At 63.5% G+C, this 21,332-nt stretch carries 19 protein-coding genes and 2 pseudogenes; 12 read left to right on the top strand and 9 right to left on the bottom strand.

Features of this window, described 5'->3' with window-relative positions:
- The first annotated feature begins 213 nt into the window (after positions 1 to 213).
- Positions 214 to 2,874, top strand: coding sequence for an excinuclease ABC subunit UvrA (locus tag GR702_RS22620; protein ID WP_202408413.1), 2,661 nt, complete (start codon positions 214 to 216; stop codon positions 2,872 to 2,874).
- Positions 2,875 to 3,131: 257 nt separating this feature from the next.
- On the opposite strand, the gene GR702_RS20915 is transcribed toward GR702_RS22620, so the two are convergent.
- The 6 genes from GR702_RS20915 to GR702_RS20890 all read right to left on the bottom strand — a co-directional run bounded on the left by GR702_RS20915 (position 3,132) and on the right by GR702_RS20890 (position 7,846).
- The gene (locus GR702_RS20915) at positions 3,132 to 3,701 is read right to left on the bottom strand and encodes a type 1 glutamine amidotransferase domain-containing protein (protein WP_047820973.1); all 570 of its coding nucleotides are present in this window, start codon (positions 3,699 to 3,701) and stop codon (positions 3,132 to 3,134) included.
- 30 nt (positions 3,702 to 3,731) lie between these two features.
- Complete coding sequence (locus tag GR702_RS22725) at positions 3,732 to 4,871, bottom strand: glutathione-independent formaldehyde dehydrogenase (protein WP_047820974.1); 1,140 nt, start codon at positions 4,869 to 4,871, stop codon at positions 3,732 to 3,734.
- Between the two features lie 461 nt (positions 4,872 to 5,332).
- Positions 5,333 to 5,626 (bottom strand): putative quinol monooxygenase, encoded by a 294-nt coding sequence (locus GR702_RS20905; protein WP_062106251.1) that lies wholly within the window; start codon positions 5,624 to 5,626, stop codon positions 5,333 to 5,335.
- Positions 5,627 to 5,736: 110 nt separating this feature from the next.
- A complete protein-coding gene (locus tag GR702_RS20900) occupies positions 5,737 to 6,477 on the bottom strand; it encodes an SDR family oxidoreductase (RefSeq protein ID WP_160987483.1) in 741 nt (246 codons plus the stop codon).
- Positions 6,478 to 6,683: 206 nt separating this feature from the next.
- Positions 6,684 to 6,980 (bottom strand): putative quinol monooxygenase, encoded by a 297-nt coding sequence (locus GR702_RS20895; protein ID WP_047820977.1) that lies wholly within the window; start codon positions 6,978 to 6,980, stop codon positions 6,684 to 6,686.
- Between the two features lie 71 nt (positions 6,981 to 7,051).
- A complete protein-coding gene (locus GR702_RS20890; RefSeq protein WP_047823883.1) occupies positions 7,052 to 7,846 on the bottom strand; it encodes a type 1 glutamine amidotransferase domain-containing protein in 795 nt (264 codons plus the stop codon).
- 114 nt (positions 7,847 to 7,960) lie between these two features.
- Between GR702_RS20890 and GR702_RS20885 the strand changes: the two genes are divergently transcribed.
- Complete coding sequence (locus GR702_RS20885) at positions 7,961 to 8,896, top strand: LysR family transcriptional regulator (protein ID WP_047820978.1); 936 nt, start codon at positions 7,961 to 7,963, stop codon at positions 8,894 to 8,896.
- Between the two features lie 124 nt (positions 8,897 to 9,020).
- Positions 9,021 to 9,289: pseudogene (locus GR702_RS20880) on the top strand (Tn3 family transposase); the annotation flags it as partial.
- Here GR702_RS20880 and GR702_RS20875 read toward each other — a convergent pair.
- From GR702_RS20875 to GR702_RS20870, 3 genes are read right to left on the bottom strand one after another with little or no spacing between them, the layout of a single operon-like run.
- On the bottom strand, positions 9,289 to 9,777 hold the full coding sequence (locus GR702_RS20875) for a nucleotidyl transferase AbiEii/AbiGii toxin family protein (RefSeq protein ID WP_237449853.1): 489 nt from the start codon (positions 9,775 to 9,777) through the stop codon (positions 9,289 to 9,291). The pseudogene GR702_RS20880 and the gene GR702_RS20875 sit on opposite strands and share 1 nt — an antisense overlap.
- The gene (locus tag GR702_RS22615) at positions 9,774 to 9,896 is read right to left on the bottom strand and encodes a hypothetical protein (protein WP_260181971.1); all 123 of its coding nucleotides are present in this window, start codon (positions 9,894 to 9,896) and stop codon (positions 9,774 to 9,776) included. The genes GR702_RS20875 and GR702_RS22615 overlap by 4 nt, the downstream gene beginning before the upstream one ends.
- Positions 9,889 to 10,482 (bottom strand): DUF6088 family protein, encoded by a 594-nt coding sequence (locus GR702_RS20870; protein WP_160987482.1) that lies wholly within the window; start codon positions 10,480 to 10,482, stop codon positions 9,889 to 9,891. The genes GR702_RS22615 and GR702_RS20870 overlap by 8 nt, the downstream gene beginning before the upstream one ends.
- Positions 10,483 to 10,860: 378 nt before the next feature.
- Between GR702_RS20870 and GR702_RS20865 the strand changes: the two genes are divergently transcribed.
- From GR702_RS20865 to GR702_RS20825, 9 genes and pseudogenes are all read left to right on the top strand, one after another.
- Positions 10,861 to 11,595, top strand: coding sequence for an alpha/beta fold hydrolase (locus tag GR702_RS20865; RefSeq protein ID WP_202408412.1), 735 nt, complete (start codon positions 10,861 to 10,863; stop codon positions 11,593 to 11,595).
- 79 nt (positions 11,596 to 11,674) lie between these two features.
- Positions 11,675 to 12,718: a PAS domain-containing sensor histidine kinase gene (locus GR702_RS20860; protein ID WP_474100222.1), complete on the top strand. Its 1,044-nt coding sequence runs from the start codon at positions 11,675 to 11,677 to the stop codon at positions 12,716 to 12,718.
- A gap of 179 nt (positions 12,719 to 12,897) precedes the next feature.
- Positions 12,898 to 14,319: an IS1182 family transposase gene (locus GR702_RS20855; RefSeq protein WP_160987481.1), complete on the top strand. Its 1,422-nt coding sequence runs from the start codon at positions 12,898 to 12,900 to the stop codon at positions 14,317 to 14,319.
- A gap of 161 nt (positions 14,320 to 14,480) precedes the next feature.
- Positions 14,481 to 15,443, top strand: coding sequence for an ArdC family protein (locus GR702_RS20850; RefSeq protein ID WP_160987480.1), 963 nt, complete (start codon positions 14,481 to 14,483; stop codon positions 15,441 to 15,443).
- A gap of 161 nt (positions 15,444 to 15,604) precedes the next feature.
- The gene (locus tag GR702_RS20845; protein WP_160987479.1) at positions 15,605 to 17,725 is read left to right on the top strand and encodes a ParB/RepB/Spo0J family partition protein; all 2,121 of its coding nucleotides are present in this window, start codon (positions 15,605 to 15,607) and stop codon (positions 17,723 to 17,725) included.
- Positions 17,726 to 17,856: 131 nt separating this feature from the next.
- Complete coding sequence (locus tag GR702_RS20840; protein ID WP_047820982.1) at positions 17,857 to 18,273, top strand: hypothetical protein; 417 nt, start codon at positions 17,857 to 17,859, stop codon at positions 18,271 to 18,273.
- Positions 18,270 to 18,536, top strand: a complete 267-nt coding sequence (locus GR702_RS20835; RefSeq protein ID WP_160987478.1) for a DUF6117 family protein — start codon at positions 18,270 to 18,272, stop codon at positions 18,534 to 18,536. Before GR702_RS20840 ends, GR702_RS20835 begins: the two co-directional genes overlap by 4 nt.
- Entirely contained in the window at positions 18,533 to 18,829 is a 297-nt protein-coding gene (locus tag GR702_RS20830; protein WP_047820984.1) for a hypothetical protein, read from the top strand. Before GR702_RS20835 ends, GR702_RS20830 begins: the two co-directional genes overlap by 4 nt.
- Positions 18,830 to 18,988: 159 nt before the next feature.
- Positions 18,989 to 21,214, top strand: a pseudogene (locus tag GR702_RS20825) (strawberry notch-like NTP hydrolase domain-containing protein); the annotation flags it as partial.
- Between the last annotated feature and the right edge of the window lie 118 nt (positions 21,215 to 21,332).

Here is a 21,332-nt window from a genome sequence, read left to right as displayed (position 1 = left end):
CACAGCGGCCGGTCTGCTGCGCTGGTTGATGGCTGCTCAGACCGGCCTATTGCCAACCCCACCAACACCAGTTCAGATCACCAAAGGACTCTCGTTATCGCTGGATGAGAAACGGGGGTCACGTCAGATGCATTGAGTCGGAAATGCATTCATCTGTTACCCCGACCGTAATGAACCAAGGGCCGCATGGGCGGATATGGCAGGAAGACTGAATTGAAGGACAAGGATATACACGCGACGACGCCGACCGCCGATCATGGGCATGCGGGGCCGCCCGCTTGCGTGCAGGTTCGCGGCGCGCGCCAGAATAACCTCAAAAATATTGACGTCGATTTACCGCGCGACGCCTTCGTGGTGTTCACCGGCATATCGGGCTCGGGCAAGTCATCACTCGCGTTCGGCACCCTTTATGCCGAAGCCCAGCGGCGTTATCTGGAATCGGTTGCGCCCTATGCCCGTCGCCTGATCGACCAGGCCGGCGTGCCGGAGGTCGACGCGATCGACGGGTTGCCGCCTGCGGTCGCGTTGCAGCAGCAGCGTGGCTCGGCCAACGCGCGATCCTCGGTCGGCAGCGTGACGACGCTCTCCAGCCTGGTGCGAATGCTCTATTCGCGCGTCGGCGAATATCCGCGCCATCAGCCCATGCTCTATGCGGAGGATTTCTCCCCCAACACGGTCGCGGGGGCGTGCGCGACCTGCCACGGCATCGGCCGCGTATATGACGCGACCGAAGAGACGATGGTTCCCGACGACAGCCTCACCATTCGCGATCGGGCGATCGCCGCCTGGCCGACCGCCTGGCATGGCCAGAACCTGCGCGATATCCTCGTTTCGCTCGGCTATGACGTCGATACGCCGTGGCGCGACTTGCCGAAAAAGGATCGCGACTGGATCCTCTTCACTGACGAGGCGCCGACGGTGCCGGTCTATGCGGGCCTGACGCCCGAACAGACCCGGACGGCGCTCAAGCGCCGCATGGAGCCGAGCTACCAGGGCACCTTCACCGGCGCGCGCCGCTATGTGCTGGAAACCTTTGCCAACACTAAAAGCGCGCTGATGAAGAAGCGCGTCTCGCAATATATCATCGGCCGCAATTGCCCGACCTGCAACGGCAAGCGCCTGAAGCGCGAAGCCCTGTCGGTCAAATTCGCCGGGCTCGATATTGCCGAGTTCGGCGACCTGACGGTGCTCAAGCTGAAGGACTTGCTGATGCCCGTCGCGCATGGCGAATATGGGGCAGTCTCCGACACCTCAAAGGGCCATGTTCTGGAAAAAGCGGCCCGCGAAGCAGCGGTCGAACAACGGGTTGCCGCGGGCGGCTCTGCGCACAAGAGCGCGCCCGACGTGCGCCGCACGCCCAATCTCTCCGACGAGAAGCGGATCGCCGCCCAACGCCTTGCCTGCGAATTGATCGAGCGGCTCGAGCCGCTGATCGATCTTGGCCTTGGTTACATTTCGCTCGACCGCAGCACGCCGACGCTCTCCTCCGGAGAGTTGCAGCGCTTGCGGCTTGCCACCCAATTGTCGTCACAGCTTTTCGGCGTGGTCTATGTGCTTGACGAGCCTTCGGCAGGGTTACACCCGGCAGATGGCGAAGCCTTGCTCACTATCCTCGAGCGTCTCAAGGCGGCGGGCAACTCCCTGTTCGTCGTCGAACATGATCTCGACGTGATCCGCCACGCCGAATGGCTCGTCGATGTCGGGCCAGGAGCCGGGGAAAAGGGCGGTGAAGTCCTCTACAGCGGGCCGATAGAGGGGCTTGCCCACGTCGAGACTTCGATCACCCGCCGCTACCTGTTCGCAGAGCCGCTCCGCAGTGAGCGCACACCGCGCGATCCCAAGGCATGGCTACGCCTGGAAGGGATCAGGCGTAACAATCTTCAAGGTCTCGACGTTGAGTTTCCCATCGGCTGCTTCACCGCTGTCACCGGCGTTTCGGGATCGGGCAAATCCAGTCTTGTCAGTCAGGCGCTGCCCGAGCTCGTCACGGAACACCTCGGCGGCTCCCCCGTGGCCGAGGACGAGGATATCGATCCGCTGCTCGAAGTTGCTCAGAACGATATTGAAGGACGCATTATCGCAGGCATGGAGCATGTTCGCAGGCTGGTGCGGGTCGATCAGAAACCGATCGGCCGCACGCCGCGCTCGAACCTATCCACCTACAGCGGCATGTTCGATCATGTGCGAAGGATCTTCGCTGATACGCCGCTCGCCCGCCGGCGGCACTATAGCCCGGGAAGGTTCTCGTTCAACGTCGCGCAAGGCCGCTGCCCTGTGTGCGAGGGCGAGGGATACGTCATGGTGGAACTGCTGTTCCTGCCGAGCGTTTTTGCGCCGTGCTCGACCTGTCATGGCTCTCGCTACAACCCGCAAACGCTCGAAGTCGAATGGAAAGGGCGCAATATCGCCCAGGTGCTCGAACTGACGGTCGACGATGCGTGCGATTTCTTCGCTGGCGAGGCATCTGTGATGCGCTCCCTCGACGTGTTGCGGGAGATCGGTCTTGGCTATCTGAGGCTCGGACAGCCTGCGACCGAGCTGTCTGGCGGGGAGGCGCAGCGCATCAAGCTGGCGACTGAACTGCAACGCGCCCAGCGCGGCAACACGATCTACATCCTCGACGAGCCCACTTCGGGGCTTCACCCCTCCGATGCCGACCGGCTGATGCAACACCTGCAGGGCCTCGTCGACGCTGGCAATACCGTCGTCGTCGTCGAACATGACATGCGCGCCATCACGCAGGTGGACTGGGTCATCGATCTGGGACCGGGGGCTGGGGAAGATGGCGGCCGTATCGTTGCCAGCGGCGTCCCTGGCGTCGTTGCGGAAGCAGAAGGCAGTCTCACCGCCCCCTATCTCAAAGCGGCGCTGTAGGTCGTAAACCTGACCGAACGGGCGTTCGATCAGGTGTATGTCAACCGGACGCTGGAATGGGTCGAATCTGGAAGCGGGAGCCGAAGATGTGTCAACGCGGTTGACGCGGTTTAGGGTTCGAGTGCCCGTCAGGTGCGCCGTGTTAGTCTGATATGCGGCGTAGCGGACAGCCAATCGCCGGCCATCCGCTACGCCTGTTTTGTGCGGAACTTCTCCAGGGAGCGGGCCCTCACATGGTTCGTCGAAACCGCCCCGTCTTAATTCCCGGCTGCGAGCCCAGCGCCCACACCTTCCGCGATTTCGTCCACGAGTGTGGCGCAGAAGGCGGGTAAATCATTAGGGTCGCGGCTTGTGACAAGGCCGTTGTCGACCACGACTTCTTCATTGATCCATGTACCGCCGGCGTTCTCGACATCGACCTTCAGCGTTGGGTAGGACGTCAGGGTGCGACCCTTAAGCACGCCCGCCTCAATCAATGTCCAGGGTGCATGGCATATAGCCGCAACCGGTTTTTTCTGATCGAAGAAAGCCCGGATGAAACCAATTGCCTCGCCGCTGCCGCGCAGCTTGTCGGCACCGACAGTTCCTCCGGGCACAACAAGTCCGTCGAAATCGTCGGCTTTCACCTCGGAAAACGTCTTGTCGATAGTATAGCTGCCGCCCTCGTCGAGATCGCTATTGACTGTGCGAGCCACGCCCGCTTCAAAACTGACCACGGTCACTTTGCCGCCAGCCTCCTCGATAGCTTGCTTGGGCTTCGAGAATTCTGGCTCTTCCGTCCCGCGGGGCGCGATCAGAACGGCAACTGATTTGCCCTCTAATGTCATAATTTATCCCTATTCCGTAGAAGACTAAGGTCAGGCACCCGGTTTGAGCACGACCTTTGTCCAACCATTATCGCGCGCATCGAAATGCTTGTAAGCGTCTGGTGCCTGATCGAGCGGCAGTCGGTGCGAGATGATTTGACCAGGATTGGCCCGGCCTTGCTCGATAAGCTTCATCAGCCGCCGGTTGTAGTGCTTTACATTACACTGGCCGGTGCCGATCTTCTGCCCCTTGAACCAGAAGTTGCCGAAGTCGAACGCCATCTTGCCTTCCTTCTGGAGATCGTCGGTCGCATTCGGATCTTCCGGGATAAACACGCCGACGACGCCGATGCCGCCGGTGGCCTTCGTGCTTTTGACGAGGCAGTTCATCGTGTAATTACTGCGCTCCTTGCCGTGGCGATCGCAACACTGGTAACCTACCGCCTCGACCCCCCGGTCGGTTCCAAGGCCGCCGGTCGCGTCAAGGATCTGCTGGGCGGGATCGCCCTTGCGCATGTCGATCGGGATCGCGCCCATCGCTTCGGCCAGCTTCAGACGGTCATCGTGGGAATCGACCACGAAGATCTGAGCGGCACCGCGGATTTCGGCCGAGTGCGCGGCCATCAAACCGACCGGACCAGCCCCGTAGATCGCGATACTCTCACCAGGCAAGAAACCTGACAACTCGACGCCATGCCAACCCGTCGGGAAGATGTCGGAGAGCATGACATAGTCATCCTCCTTCTCCTCAGCGTCCTCGGGCAGCTTCAGGCAATTGAAGTCGGCATAAGGTACGCGCATCATCTCGGCCTGACCGCCTTGCCACGGACCCATCTCGGCAAAGCCATACGCTGCGCCGGCGGTCCCAGGATTGGTCGTGAGGCAAAAACCCGTCAGACCGCGTTCGCAATTTTCGCAGAACCCGCAACCGACGTTGAACGGCATGCAGACGCGATCGCCCTTGTTAATCCGATCTACGGCAGCGCCGACTTCGATGACTTCGCCAAGGTTTTCGTGGCCAAAGACCCTGCCCTTCTCGAAGCTGGTGCGGCCCTCGTACATGTGAAGGTCCGACCCGCAGATGTTGGTCGTCGTCAGCCGGATGATAACATCGGTCGGCTTTTCGATCTTGGGATCATCGATGGTATCGACGGAAACGTCTTTGGGCCCGTTGTACACGACAGCTTTCACGGATCTTCTCCTTTTGTAGCTCTGCTCTGGGCGTCATCAAATCGAGAGCTTGCTGATGATCCGAACCAGCGCAAAGGCGCATAGCATGGCATCTTTCCAACCAATGTCTGTCTCCTAAACCGCCTGACGCCTGAACGGTTCCTTCCCGTTCGGCAGTTCTCGGATCGATTTACGGCGGCTTTTCGATTGCCAGGGCCAGGACGATCTAAAAAGCGGCAGATTGATGACCTAAAGAAGTTCCTGCGAAACCAACGGCGCCATGATAACGCAACACATCAACGCCGACTTATCAGCAGCAGCATCAAAAGGCCGGATAAGCGCAAAAGACAAGGCCATCCACTATCGCGGATGGCCTGTCGTATTCTTCTATTTAGTTCCAGAGCCGGCCGGGCCGTCCATTCCCGAGGGCAGGCGACCCTAACCGTGCAGTCGTACGGCAGCTTGGGGTGCCGACCACTCCGCTATTTCGCGGCCAGCAGGGTGAACTTGTGAATCTGCGGCGGTTCCGAGAACAGTTCTTCCGCCTTCTCCATCAGCGCGGCGGCAACCTTGCCGTCAAGATGGGCCTGCCGATCCTCCTCTGTGTCGAACGTATCGAAGATCGCGTACGCACCGGGACCTTCCTCGATCGCATACCAGGTCAGAGTGCCCGGCTCGGCTTGAACGAGCGGCAATGCCGAGGTCAGGAAATTGGCGACATCGCTCTCTTTACCGGGTTTGGCCTTCAGTGGCACGTACAGCGCGAGTTTGGGCATTATCGACTCCTCAAGTTAAACGGACAGATATCATTCGGCAGAGTAACGGACGAGCGGGCCGGTACGTTCCCATGAGGCGGAGCACACGCGGCCCCGCCTCCTCGTCGAAATCAGAACTGCTGTGCGGTCGGCCGGATGACGATCGCGTTGACGTCGACGTCATCAGGTTGTTCGACAGCGAACGCGATAGCACGCGCCACCGATGCCGCCGGGATGGCCTGCTTGTAGAAGTCGAGCACCGTCTCGGCTGCCGTGCCAGACGTCGTGAACTTCAAATCGCTTTCGACAGCTCCAGGCTCGATCGACGTGACACGGACCTTTTCCCCCACCTCGTGGCGCAAGCCCTCGCTGATTGCGCTGACGGCGAACTTGGTGCCGGAGTAGACCGTGCCACCTGGTGCGAAGACCTTGATGCCCGCAACCGAGCTCAGGTTGATGATGTGGCCGCTGCCCTGCTCGAGAAAGCCGGGAAGGGCCGCCGCGATGCCGTAGAGCGTACCCTTCAGATTGACGTCGATCATCTGGTCCCACTCTTCGGTGTTGACCTCGGCCATCGGACGGATCGGCATCAGCCCGGCGTTGTTGATCAGCACGTCGAGGCGGCCGAAGTCGGCAATGATTGCGGCGACGACGGACTGGACCGCCGACTTGTCGGTGACGTCGAGCGCGTAGCTACGTGCCGTGCCGCCGTTTGCGGCGATGTCCGCGACGACCTCGTCGAGCCTGTCCTTGCGCCGCGCGGCGATGGCCACCTTCGCGCCGCGTTCAGCGAGAAGCCGAGCGGTTTCCGCGCCGATACCGGTGCTGCCGCCGGTGATGAGGACGACCTTGCCTTCGATACCTTTGGTCATGGCTGTGTTTCCTTCATTTCAGATGTTGATTTTTCGCCGGATCGCGGCTCCGCCCGAGCGGTAGCCGCGTGGATGAATGAGGCCCTAGAGACCCACGCGAAGCGCAAGTGCCAACAGGCTGATCATCCGCAACGCATCTGTGTCGAACGCCTGTACAAGCCGTGCCCAACCCGCCCATTCTTCAGGCTTGCCCATTCGCACCATCCTCAGGTTGCCGAGACAGGGTTGAGGACAAGCGCGGTGCGCTCGGCCAGATCGCCGATCCGAGAGAGGTAGTTCTGGAAGTGGGGCGTCGCGCGGTGGGCGGCGACCGCATCCGCGTCCGCGTACAGCTCGTCGAGGACGAAACGGTTCGGATCGTTCTGGTCCTGCCAGAGATCGTAGCGCAGATTGCCCGGTTCGGCACGGCTCGGCGTTAGCATAGCGTGGAGCAGAGCGCGCAGGCGGTCGACGGTATCCGCACGGGCGGTGAGGACGGCGACGATCTTCACGTTGGCGGTCATGGCACCGGTCCTTGTCTTGGTCATATCCGTGGGAGGGCGCACCCTTAGCGCCCCGCCGGTCATCCTGGTGCTCACGCAGCTGCGCGGTCGAGGGCTTCGATCAACGCGTCGGCCATGGCCCGGTCCGACGCCGGATTCTGACCCGTTATCAGCTCACGGTCCACGACGACATTCGAAGCAAAGTTCTTGTCGGTGACCGATACGTTGCCACCGGCCGACCGCAGCGCCTTTTCCATGTCAAAGTAGAGCTCGCCCTTCAGCACTTGCTCCTCAGCGATCTTCTCCTCGCTCGCCGAAAAGACGGTCATGCGGTAGCCCGCGTAGATCCAGTCTCGCGCCAGGTCGGCCGCCCAGGCGTCATCGCCTTCCTCCAGCGCCTTGCGGAAGGCCGAAGCATCCTCGAGCGCGGCGACAACGACCACCGGTCCGTGGCAGAGGAGCGCGGTCGGCTTGGCCGCCGCGTGGAAGTGACGGAGGATCGTGCCCGCATCGCGGTCCACCATCAGGTCGACGATGGGCGCGTGACCTCCCGGCACGAACACGCCAGCAAAGCCGTCCAGACCCTCGTCGACGACCGATTTCAGCGTACGCACGTCGTTCATCGCCGGGTGGCTGGCAAAAAAGTATTTGGCGCGCTGGAATGCCGTCTCATCGCCGCCAAAATGATCAACCGAAACGGAGGCGGCGTCGATGTGCGGCTTGGCACCATTGGGCGTGGCGAGAACAATATCATAGCCGGCGTCGAGCAGAGCCAGCGCGGGGACCGCCGTCTCGTTGAGATACTGACCGACCGTCGCGGTACCGCCGCCACGCAGACCGAGTTGTGTCGCGTTCGACCCAAGAACGAGAACCTGACCCTTGCTCATCTGAACCTCCATGTGCGCGGTGTCCGTCGCCAATGGACGGGTAAGTGGGCCTCGTTGACATATTCTAGAAGTTTATCTTTCTGATTTCAGATATACGTCTGACAGGATGACTGCATGCGCTACGATCTGAACCTGCTGCCGATCTTCGTGGCGTTGATGGAGGAGCGCAGCGTCACCCGGGCTGCCGAGCGCATGGGTATGACGCAGCCCGCCCTGTCTAACGCCCTGTCGCGTCTACGACAGATGCTTCAGGACCAGCTGTTCGTCCGCGAGCGCTATGGCATCCAGCCGACCCCGATCGCGCTTGAACTCTCACCGCTGATCGCCGAGGCACTCGCGCAGCTCGACGACGCGGTCCTCGGTCAGCAGGCCTTCGACCCCGCACACGCCGAACGGCTCTTCACGATCGCGCCGAACGGCTATGTCGAGTTCGTCCTCGTCCCCGCTGTACTGGCGCGCCTGGAGAAGGTCGCGCCCGGCATAAAGCTCCGCCTGACGCCCTACGGCAACGATCTTGTGGAAACAGGCGTCGTGTCGGGCACGACGGCGCTCGTGCTGGGCCGCATCGTCGATCCGCCCGACAACCTCGTCGTCCAGCACCTGATGGACGAAGGGCTCGCCTGCGCCGTCCGCGCCGACCATCCGGCCATCGGCGATGCCATGACGCGCGAGCAGTTTGAGACGATGAAGCACGTCAACATCGTGCCGCCTGGCCGGATGCGCGCCGGGCTGTTCCAGGCGCTGGCGCAGCAGCAGCTTAAGCGCGACGTCGCGATTTCCGTGACCAATTTCTTCGCGGTAGCCGAGATGGTGGCGGTGACCGACTACTGCGCCACCCTGCCCTCGCTCATCTGCAGGCGGCTGATGCACGACCCCCGGCTGAAGATCCTGCCCGCCCCGGTCGACCTCGGCAGCTTTCCCGTGGAAATGGCCTGGCACGTCCGCTACCGGCACGATCCCGCACACCGCTGGCTACGGGCGCTGATCGGCGAGGTCATCACCGACTTCAAGGGCAAGACGGCAGCGACAGCCATGCCGTCGCCAGCGTGATGGACGTCTGTCGGCCGCGCGACGCCGGTTGACTTCCGTAAGCGCCCCTGAAGGCTGAGGTTCCTCTTGCGCATTTCCACCGACGCCATCTCACGAAGCGGCATCGGCTCACCGCGGGCGAAGAGATACCGTCGGCGCATCCGATCATGTGTTCGGCCTCATGCCATTCTTCGGCTACCGCTTCGCGACGCGCCTGCGCGGCCCGAGGGACCGGCGTCTGCATCTGCTGCCGGGCCAGGAAGCGCGGCTGCTGCTGGCCGCATGAGCGGCGATCCGGTCGCAATCGGGCATGTTGACGCCCATTGGGACGAACTGCTGCGTCTCATTATCTCGATCCGCAGCGGCACAGCCACCGCATCGGCGATGCTGCGCAGATTTTCCGCTTACCCACGTTAGAATGGACTGGCGCTGTCGGGATTAACAGGCCATCGATGAAGGCCTGAGGCATCGCAGACCACGTCGCGCAGATTGGCCGGCTCGCCCGTCGACCGCGCGCCGAACTCCAGCATCACGCTGGGGGCGACATAGCCCGATCCGGTTGAGGTCGGTTCGTAGTCGATAAACAGCCGATCACCTTCGACGCGGATCGTCGCCGCCAGACCTTCCGTTGCCAGGGCGTCGGCGATCACCGGCTGCACTACAGAGCCAACCCATTCCGGCAGCCGGCGACGAACCTCGCTGGACCAGCGCTTTTCCTCGCTTCGTGTTTTCGGCAGGCCCTCGCCATTGTCCCCGACCAGGTCAGGCGCGATGGCCCGGATGTCGTAGGTCAGATCCACATCTTCGGAAAACCGATGGATGACCTGATAGGCTTTCGACAGCGATGTGCCGCCCTTGAACACCAGATGCTCACCAAGCGGCGCCGCGTAGAGCGTGCTCAACGCCACACCACCCAGACGTCCTTTTCGAGCAGATGCGCGGGCCGCCCCGAACGATCAGCCGCGACGCCAAGGGCGTCGCGGCGATCCTGAGCCGAGAGGAGCAGGAAGGTTTCAGCCATAGGCCGCCTTCCCGACACTCTGCGCCAACCATGTCGGAAGCTGCGGCGCGGCCGCCACCAATTCGCCAAAGGCGCCAGGCGGCAGCTTTCGCTTCAATGTCCTGAGCGCAGTTTCGGCTTTCTCCGGGCCGAGCCAGGCCAAGGCCCGGACGGCCTCTCCCGCCGGCCGGTTGGCCATAGCCAGTTGCCAGCGCGGGGCATGGCGCAATTCCACGACCTGCTTGCCGAGATTCATCTTCCGGCTGCGCCCGGAGGTCAGATAGACCGAGCGAACCGGCACCTGCGTTGTCAGGCCAAGGGCGTTTGCGGCCGCCGCACCGTTCGAGACGATGGTCTCGCCACGCTGGCTGGCAAGGGCTTCCACAGCCTGTTCCACCGACGGCGCGCGCGTCCCAAATCGACTGGCGACGGGGCGGAGATAGACACCGCGCCCAGCCCGGATGAGTTGTTCGCGCTCGGCCAGACGCGACAAGGCCTGGTCCACCGCGGCGCGATTGCCGAGATGGAGCAGCCCCTTGGCGGACACAGAAGCGCCCTCGGGCAAACCCGCCATATGCGACAGAATCTGTTCGGTCAGCCGTGTCATCGTCTTTCTCCTGTCAGGAACATACGCAGTTTTCTGACAGTTTTCAAGGAAACAGGTCCGGGACGGAAAGCTGGGACAAGGGGGAAAGCCTTCCCCTGCGGTCGAGCCTCGGGTCTCGCCCGACCCCTTCTGCGGGGAGATCCCCCAGGCTGTGCAAAAACTAACTTTCACGACGAGTCGCCCGCGCCCGCTTCGGAGTCAGCTATGCCGTTCGCGCACCTATCGCAGTCGCCGGATAGCTCCCGATTGGTGTTCGAAAAAGCCGATCGCGGTATTGTCGCGTCGAGATGCTGGAGGGGTGGCCACACCTATGATAGCGTGGTGCTGATGGTACTAGGTCGAAACAATGTCCAAATCTCTGGGCAGGGGAACCGCGCGATGATGTTCGCGCACGGGTTCGGCTGCGACCAGCATATGTGGACCGCTGTTGCCCGGGCGTTCGAGGCTGATTTTCGCGTCGTGCTCTTCGATCATGTCGGTGCCGGACAATCCGACCTCGGTGCGTACGATGCCGCGAAATATGCGAGCCTGGATGGCTATGCTGACGATGTCGTCGAGATAGGCCGTGCGCTTGACCTCAGTGATGCCGTGTTCGTCGGGCACTCAGTCAGCGCCATGATCGGCGGCCTCGCCAGCGTTAAGGCACCGGGGATGTTCTCTGACTTGATCATGGTTGGCCCATCTCCACGCTATGTCGACGATGATGACTATGTCGGCGGCTTCAGCCACGCCCAGGTCGAGGAATTGCTCGAGTTCCTCGCCGACAATCACTTGGGTTGGTCGGCGGCCATGGCGCCGGTGATCATGGGCAATCCCGATCAGCCCGAACTCGGCGCGGCGCTTGAACAAAGCTTTTGTGCGACCGATCCTGAAATTGCGCGGCAATTCGCACGCGCGACTTTCTTCTCAGACAACCGTGCCGACTTGCCGAAGATCACAGCGCGCACGCTCGTGCTGCAATGTCGCGAGGATATCATCGCGCCGCCATGCGTCGGTGAATATGTTCACGCACAGGTTCCAGGCAGCAGATATACGCTGCTCGATGCGACCGGCCACTGTCCCAATCTGAGCGCCCCGGAGCAGGTAACGGCGGCGATCCGCGCTTTTGTCTAGCCCGGTTGCTGACGACGATCTCGCCGATCTGGTCGAGAATCTCCCGTGCGGCTATCTCTCGCTGTCGCCCGATGGCCGCGTGCTGCGGATCAACGCCACGCTTGCCGGTTGGCTCGCATCTGACGCCACGGCGCTCGTGGGCCAATCGATTCACGCGTTGCTAAGCTTCGGCGGGCGCATTGCCTACGAAACGCATCTCGCGCCGATGCTTCGACTGCAAGGCAAGGTCGATGAAATCGCGCTCGACCTGCTGAGGTCCGATGGCGGGAAGCTGCCAGTTATCGCGAACGCCACCGAAAAGCGCGCCAACGATGGTACGCATGTCCTGACGCGTGTCACTTTGTTCAAAGCTGTCGAGCGGCGAGCCTTTGAGCGGACGCTCGTCGATGCTCGAACAAAAGCCGAAGCGGCTGCCAGTGCCGAGCACGATGACGCGGTATTGCGCGAGCAGTTCATCGCAGTGCTCGGGCATGATCTGCGCAATCCGCTCGCGGCGCTGGATGCCGGGGTGCGCATGATCGGCGACAGGGAGACATTGAGCGACCGGGGCCGCTTTCTCATCACCGAGATGGCGAAAAGCGTGGGTCGTGCCGCTCAGTTGATCGATAACGTCCTCGACTTCGCGCGCGGCCGTCTGGGAAATGGGATCAGCCTTACGCGCAACGCGCAAGAACCGCTGGGCCCCGTCATCGAGCAGGTTGTAAACGAGATCCGCGTGGCGTCGCCGGAACGGCGCATCATCACGTCTCTGGCCATCGAAGAGAATGTCGATTGCGATCGGGCGCGTATCGCGCAACTCGCGTCCAACCTCATTGCCAATGCCGTCACTCATGGCGCCCCCGAAATCGCGATCGAAGTGTCGGCCCGCACAGAGGGCGGCAATTTTATCCTATGCGTCTCGAACGGCGGGGCGCCGATTCCGCCCGCCGCCCGCGCACAGTTGTTTCAGCCATTTTTTCGCGGGGCGGTGCGCCGGAGCCAACAAGGACTGGGGCTCGGCCTGTTCATCGTCAATGAGATCGCCAAGGCGCATGGCGGAACGATGGAGGTAATATCGTCCGACGCCATAACGCAGTTCGTGTTCTCGATGCCCCTGACTGACAGCCGTGATCGAAGCCAGTGATGGAGGCGCGGCAGCCAAATGCCCGACTATCGAGGCGCTCTGCCCAGAAACTTCAGGTGACCGATAACCACCCGATGCCGGAACCGCTCGACTCGACTCCTGAACGCCTGATCTGAATTGCCTGTCGGCCATCCGGCTGTCCGCTAAACTTCGAGATGTTGCGAGGGCGGGAGGTGCGCATGGGCTTCATTGAAGGCATGGATCGTGGGCAGGCTGCTCTCCTGCCACCTTGCGTTGATGACTACGTAGCGCCGGACGCTTTGGTCCGCGTGGTCGATGCCTTCGTCGCCAACCTCGATCTGGTCGACCTCGGGTTCGACCGCGCGATCAGCGCCGCTACCGGCAGACCTGGTTATCATCCGGCCGACATGCTCCGCCTCTACATATGGGGCTATCTCAATCAGGTGCGCTCGTCCCGCCTGCTAGAGCGCGCCTGCCATCGCGACCTCGAGGCGCTCTGGTTGTTGCGGCGGCTCACCCCGGACTACCGGACGATCGCCGCCTTCCGGCACGACAATCCCGAGGCGATCGTCGCCTCGAGCGCCGCGTTCGTCCAGTTTTGCCGGAGCCACGGCTTGATAGGCGGTCAGACGGTCGCCCTGGACGGCACGAAGATGCGAGCCGTTGCCAGCCCGAAAAATATTGCAGGCGCAGAGAGACTGGCGCGTGACCTTGCGCATACCGAGCGCGAGATCAGCTACTATCTGGATCGACTGGACACTATTGATGAGCAGGTAGAGCAAGGGTTCGGCGACAAGCCGGCCCACCGCGAAGCATTCGGGGGCGCCATTGCCGCGCTCCGGCAGCGTCGGGAACGCTTAGCCAAGCGCCAGCTCGAACTCGAAAAGCGCGAGGAGAAGGTTCTGGTCTTCGGCGAGCCGGAAGCCAGACCGATGGGCTACGGCCGCGCTCCGAAAATGCCTTCCTACAATCTTCAGAGCGTTGTCGATGTGGAAAGCGGCCTCATCATCCATCACGATGTTTTCAATGACGCAAACGACAGCCACCTCCTTCATCCAATGTCGACGGGCGCCAAGGGAGTGCTCGATGCCAAGAAACTCCATGTTCTGACAGATGGCGGCTATTCAAATGCTGAGGAAGTTGCCCGATGCGAGCGCGACGCGATCATGGTGTCAGCGCCGATCAAGCGCGGCGCCATGAACAGCGAACATTTCCGTCCCACTCAGTTCATCTATGACGACGTGAGCGACACGATCCGTTGCCCTGCCGGCGCAACGCTCCGACCATCGGGCAAGCACACACGCAATCGAGCGATCCGCTACCGAACGAGCGCGTGCAAGGCGTGCGCCATAAAATCGCAATGCACCCCCGGCGCCCAGCGCACGATCCATCGCCTGTTCGATCAGGCCGCCCTCGATCGAATGGAAGCCCGCATATATGCTGAACCAGATCTAATGAGGATCAGGCGCTGCACCGTCGAGCACCCCTTCGGCACAATCAAACGAATGTCAGGTGGCGGCAGATTCCTGACGCGCGGACTGAGAGCGGTGAAAGCGGAAGCGGCCCTGTCGATCCTAGCATTCAACGTTCTCCATGCCGTGAACGCCTTCGGGCACCGGAAAATGATCGGGACTGCCTGATCCGCTCGGCCCTTCGGGCCGATTTGTTGGCGGAGGCGTTGCAGAGTTTCTGCACAGCCTGCCCCGCAACGCCCCCCATAGAGTGAGAGTGCGGACGGGGTTTCCCGTGACGGGTTGAGGGCCGGAGAAGAGGTCTCCGGCGCCCGTCGCGGAGAACCGCGATGTTCAGGAAAAACCACGGCGCCCGCGCCAGTTCAGGCCGGGCGAGCCTCTATGACGACATCACCGACAAGATCATCGCTGAGCTTGAGGCGGGCCGCGCGCCCTGGGTCCAGCCATGGGGATCGGCCGCGGCCAAGGCGCCGCTCGCCATGCCCCGAAACGCTGCGACCGGACGGCACTATTCCGGCATCAACGTGCTCATCCTCTGGGGGGCGGTGATCCAGCACGGCTTCCCCGGCCAGAGTTGGCTCACCTTCCGCCAGGCGCTGTCGCTGGGCGGCAATGTCCGCAAGGGCGAGCACGGCACGACCGTCGTCTATGCCGACCGCTTCACGCCGGAGGACGAGAAGAGCCGAGCCCACGAGACCGGCGAGGACGCCGCCGCGATTCCCTTCCTCAAGCGCTTCACCGTCTTCAGCGCCGCGCAATGCGACGGCCTGCCGGACAACATCGCCGCCATCGCTCCACCGCCGCCGCCTGGCCTCATCGAGCCGCGCGTCGAGGCTCTGATCGAAGCGACGGGCATCGATTTCCGCATCGGCGGCGATCGCGCCTTCTATGTGCCGGCGCACGACTATGTGCAGGTGCCGCCGCCGCAGGCCTATTTCGAGCCGATCAACTGGCACCGCACGGCCCTGCACGAACTCGGGCACGCCAGCGGCCATGCCTCCCGGCTCGGTCGCGACCTGACCGGCGGCTTCGGCACGAAGAAATACGCCTTCGAGGAGCTGGTGGCCGAGATCAACGCGGCCTTCTGCTGCGCGTCTCTCGGCATCGTGCCCACCGTCCGCCATGCCGACTATATCGGTGCCTGGCTGGAGGTGCTGCGCGAGGACAATCGCGCCATCGTCCGCGCCGCCTCCCAGGCGAGCAAGGCGGCCGATTGGCTGCTCGGCTTCCTGCCCGACGCCGATCTCGGCCCGGACGACACCATGGCCGGCGACGAACGGCAGGCGGCGTGATCGAATATGAATACCGGAAAGGCGGGAAAGCAGGTCTCCGGCTTCACGTCTTTTCGCATCTGCGGCGCTGCCCTTCTTAGAGTGAGAGGGCGGCGCTTCGCTTCGTGACGGGTTGGAGGTCGAGAGAGAGTCTCCCGGCCGCCCGTTGCGGAGTAACGAACATGGCGAGTGCCATCCAGAAGATCACCCTGTCGTCGGCGCGCGACATCCCCTTCAACAAGTTGGTGCTGAGCCAGTCCAACGTCCGCCGCGTCAAGGCCGGCGTCTCGATCGAGGAAATGGCCGAGTCCATCGCCCGGCGCGGCCTCATCCAGAGCCTCCATGTCCGTCCCGTCCTCGACGCCGATGGCGCGGAGACCGGAATGTTCGAAGTGCCCGCCGGCGGTCGCCGCTATCGCGCACTCGAACTGCTCGTGAAGCAGAAGCGTTTGGCCAAGACGGCGACGGTGCCCTGCGTCATCGGCGACGCCAACAGCGACATCCTCGTCGACGAAGTATCGTTGGTCGAGAACATGGAACGCGCACCACTCCATCCGCTCGACCAGTTCCGCGCCTTTCAGGCCATGCGCGACAAGGGCATGACCGAGGAGGCCATCGCCGCCGCCTTCTTCGTCAACGTCACCGTGGTGAAGCAACGCCTGCGCCTCACCTCCGTCTCGCCGACCCTGCTCGACATCTATGCCGATGACGGCATGACGCTCGAACAGCTCATGGCCTTCACCGTCAGCCCCGACCATGCCCGTCAGGAGCAGGCTTGGGACGCAATCAAGGAAAGCTGGCAGAAGGAGCCCTATCAGATCCGGCGGATGCTGACCGAGACCGCGGTACGCGCCTCGGACAAACGGGCCATTTTCGTCGGTGTCGATGCCTACGAGGCCGCAGGCGGGATCGTGCTGCGCGATCTCTTCCAATCCGACGACGGCGGTTGGCTGCAAGACCCCGTCCTGCTCGACCGTATGGTGGCAGAGAAGCTGAAAGCCACCGCCGATCAGATCGCCGAGGAAGGCTGGAAGTGGATCGAGGTCGCGGTGAGCTTCCCCTACGGCCACGACCACGGCTTGCGTGAGCTTTCCGGCACCACGATCGATCTGACCGACGAGGAGCGTGCGACCCGCGAAGCGCTGCGCGAGGAATATGACCGGATCGAAGCGGAATATTCCGAGGCCGACGAGCTGCCCGACGCGATCGATCAACGTCTCGGCGAAATCGAGCAGGCCCTGGAGGCCTTCGAGAACCGTTCGGTCAGCTACGATCAAGCCGACATCGCAATCGCCGGCGCCTTCGTCAGCCTCGACATCGACGGCTCGCTGTCGATCGACCGCGGTTATGTCCGCGCCGAGGATGAGCCCCAGGCCGAGCCCGATGGCGAGGCGTCCGGGAGCGATCAGCCCGATACGCCGGCCGTCCAGCGCGCGGTCATCACCATCGGCGGCAAGCCCGCCGAGCCCGAGGAGGATGAGGAAGACGGCATCAAGCCGTTGCCCGAGCGTCTCGTGATCGAGCTGACCGCCCATCGCACCCTGGCTCTGCGCAACGCGCTGGCAGAACATCCGCACGTCGCCATGACCATGTTGCTGCACAAGCTTCTGAGCGACACCTTCATCCACACCAACCCGGCCGGCTGCCTCGAGGCCAATGTCCGCCACATCTTCTTCTCGGCCCAGTCCGAGGAATTGAAGGACAGCCCATCGGCGCAGGCGGTCAACGATCGCCACGAACGCTGGGGGGACCACATCCCCGCGGAGGATCAGGCCCTCTGGGCCTGGCTGACCGATCTCGATGACGGCACGCGCCTGGAGCTTCTGGCGCTCTGCGTCAGCTACGGCGTCAATGCGCTGTTCGAGCGTCCGAACCCCTATTCCGGCTCGGGCGTCAGCCAGCACGGTCTCGACGTGCGTCTGGCTCAGGCCGACCGGCTCGCGCGGGCGACCGGCATGGACATGGTGGCCGCAGGCTGGAAGCCCACGGTCAGCAACTATCTCGGCCGCGTGACCAAGCCCCGCATTCTCGAGGCCGTGCGCGAAGGCGCCGGCGAGCGGGCCGCGCAGCTCATCGATCACATGAAGAAGGGCGACATGGCCAAGGAAGCCGAACGCCTGCTGAGCGACAGCGGCTGGCTGCCCGAACCGCTGCGCCTGACGTCCTTCGATGGCGATCAGCCTGGTCCCGACGATCAGGCCAATACCGGCGGAGACACCGCCTTGCCGGACTTCCTCACCGAGGACGGCGAGGACGAAGACACCGACGAGGACGAAGTCCAGCACGCCGTCGCCGCCGAATAGCGCGGATCGCGCGGGGCGGCGCCGTTCGTCCCGCGCATCTCACCCCGATCCTCCACACCGCCCGGTCCCACGGTCGACAGCCTGCGTGGCTGTGCCGTGCGGGCCGGGCATTCCCTTTTCAGGAGCCTGTCATGGCCGACTATTTCACCCATTTCTCGTGCCTGCTCGATGTCGGCACGCCCGAGAACGCCGCCCGCGCGCTCGACCTCTACAACCGCCTCTCCGAGGCCGGCGCATCGGAAGAACCGCCTTCCGAGGGCTTTCTTCTCTCGATCCAGCCCGAGCATGGCGGCACGCAGCTCTGGATGCGTGACGACGTCACTGGCGATCCCGAGCACCTGATCCAGTTCGTGAAGCGCTGCGCCGCAGAGTTCGGTCTGACCGGCCGCTGGGGTTTCCAATATGCCAACACCTGCTCGAAGCCCCGGCTCGACGGCTTCGGCGGCGGTGCGCATGTCCTCGATCTCGCCACCGGGGAGACTCTGGACTGGATCTACACCGATGGCTGGCTCGACCAGACCCTCTCCGACGAGGGAGGCCCGCTATGAGCATTCCGTCCCATGCCCGGAGCAATTTTCAGACGCTGCTGCGCGCTGCCGGTGACGGCAACCTTGCGCTCATGGAATGCCTCGATGCCGTGACCGGCGCTCCGCGTTACGTCATCTGCGCGGTGGGACGAGACGATGGTGATTTCGTCTTCACGCCCTTCGGCCACCTCGCCGACGGCAATCCCTATGACGCCTACCTGCCGCCCGACCCAGGCGATCCTGGCGGCTTCATGCATCCGGGCGCGCCCGGAGAAGCGCCATGATGGACATCGACGCCATTTTCGCCGCCGATCGTGAGCGACCGCCCGCCGAGCGGTCTCTCCCCTGGCTGGAAACCAGAGACGGGATCACGGTTGTCGTGGAGCCCAAGCCCCATTGGGCCAGCGACATGCGGGTCTTCCGGGCCAAGGCTCGCGAATATTGCGCCTATGCCGATTGGACCGCGAACGGCGCGCGCGCCCGGTTCTTCGGGCACATCGACACCAGCGGCGATGACCTGATCCGCAAGGCGCGCAGGCTCGTCGCCCGCGAGATCGCCGATGGACACTGGGCCTGACCCCCTCAAAGCGCCTCTGCCGCTCGGCCGAGGCGCTTTTTTCATGTCGGCAGCGACGTGTTCGGGAGTGAGAGGGCCGCCGGGACGGGTTTGAGTCCGTGCGGTCGAGAGAGAGCGCCGTCCGGGCCTGCCGTTCCCGCTCTCCCGAGGTTCCGATCCATGAACATCATGTCGCCCGTAGCCGGTCCGGCTGCGCCCGTTGCCCGCGCGTCCGCCATCATCGCCGCCGCCCATCAGCTTCTCACCCTGCTCGAACGCGGCCAGCGGATCGACAACGCCAATCTCCGCATCGCCATGCAAACGGCCTTCGAGGCTTCCGACACGAGCGGGGCCTGGGACTGGAAGACGGCCTACGAAGCCTGTGAAGGCGCGACCGTCCTGTTCCTGCGCAAATACGGACGTGCGCTTTTCCGTAAAGCCGGCACTCCGGCTGCACGGCTTTCTGCCCTGTCGAAAATCACCGGCCTTCTGCCGACGCACACCCGTCGCTCCGAGGAAGCCCAGGCGCTTCAGCAATTCTCGACGCCGGTCCCGCTCGGCCTCGCCGTTATCGCGGCCGCCGCGATCACACCGCACGACATTGTGCTGGAGCCGTCGGCAGGCACGGGTCTTCTCGCCATCCTCGCCGAGATCAGCGGCGGCTCGCTGCTCCTCAACGAACTGGCGGAAACCCGCGCCGATCTACTTGGCCAGCTCTTTCCAGCCCTTGCCGTCACGCGATGCGAAGCCGCCCAGATCGACGACCACCTTCCGGCGTGCGCCGTCCCTTCCGTAATCGTGATGAACCCGCCCTTCTCGGTGATGGCGCACGTCTCCGGCCGGGTCGCCGACGCCGCTGCGCGTCATGTTGCTTCGGCCCTGGCGCGGCTTGCCGATGGCGGGCGTCTGGTGACGATCACCGGCGCAAACTTCGGCCCCGAGCAACCGACCTGGCGCGACACCTTCGTCCGGCTTCAGGAGCGTGGCCGCGTCGTCTTCACCGCGGCGATCCACGGCTCGGTCTATGCCAAGCATGGCACGAGCATCGAAACGCGGCTCACCGTCATCGACAAGCTGCCGGCCGAAGACCCGGCAGCGTTCCCTGGTTCCGCCGGCCTTGCGCCCGACGTCGCTACGCTGCTCGCATGGATCGAAGCGCAGATTCCACCGCGCCTGCCGGTCGCACTGCCCGACATCGCGCCGCCCGTGTCGGGTTCGGTACCCCGCACCGTGCGGGGTTATCTCGCGCGCACCGCCACGGAGCGTCCGGCCGCACGCTCCACCATGGACCCGCAGGGCGTTGAACTCGCCTACGACACGATGGACTGGACGCCGCCGGAAGGCGCCCATCTCACGGACGCGATCTATGAAGAATACGGATTGCAGTCGATCCGTATTGCCAGTTCTCAGGCGCACCCCACCAAGCTCGTGCAGTCGGCGGCCATGGCGAGCGTTGCACCGCCCAAGCCCGCCTATCGGCCGATGCTGCCCGCGAACATCACCGATCTCCTGTCGGACGCCCAACTCGAAACCGTCATTTATGCCGGCGAAGCCCATTCGGACTTTCTCGCCGGCTCCTGGACCGTCGATGCAACCTGCGATCTCGTGCAGGCAGCCAAGCCCGAAGCCGAAAACGCCGTGCGCTTCCGGCGCGGCTTCATGCTCGGCGACGGCACCGGGGCCGGCAAAGGCCGTCAATCTGCCGGCATCATCCTCGACAACTGGCTGCGCGGTCGCCGCAAGGCGGTCTGGATCTCCAAATCCGACAAGCTGATCGAGGACGCGCAGCGCGATTGGTCGGCGCTCGGCATGGAGCGCCTGCTGGTCACGCCGCTGTCGCGCTTCGCGCAAGGGCGGCCGATCACGCTGTCGGAAGGCGTCCTGTTTGCAACCTATGCCACGCTACGGTCCGACGACCGTGGTGAGAAGGTTTCCCGCGTCCGGCAGATCGTCGAATGGTTGGGCTCCGATTTCGATGGAGTGATCATTTTCGACGAGAGCCACGCCATGGCCAATGCCGCAGGCGGCAAGGGAGAACGCGGCGACGTTGCCGCCTCGCAGCAGGGACGTGCGGGCCTTCGGCTCCAGCATGCCCTGGCCAACGCGCGCGTCGTCTATGTGTCGGCTACCGGCGCGACCACCGTCCACAATCTCGCCTATGCCCAGCGGCTCGGCCTGTGGGGCGGTGAGGATTTCCCCTTCGCCACCCGCGCCGAATTTGTCGAGGCGATCGAGGACGGCGGTGTCGCGGCCATGGAAGTGCTCGCCCGCGATCTGCGTGCGCTGGGCCTCTATACCGCCCGCTCGCTCTCCTACGATGGCGTCGAATATGAGCTGATCGAGCACGCTCTGACCGACGAGCAGCGGCGTATCTACGATGCCTACGCCAGCGCCTTCGCCGTCTTATGGCGAGCTGCGCATAAGATGGCTTATCGCGAGGAAGCGGTAATGCGAAGGAACGCGGCGTAGGCCTGCGACGCTGCGGAGCATTTCGCCACGTCCTTCACATTATTCTACAGGGTGT

This window comes from Novosphingobium silvae (genome assembly GCF_009856825.1).
Lineage (GTDB): Bacteria > Pseudomonadota > Alphaproteobacteria > Sphingomonadales > Sphingomonadaceae > Novosphingobium > Novosphingobium silvae.
Note: the sequence above shows the minus strand (reverse complement) of the source record. Positions and strands in the feature narration are given on the sequence as shown.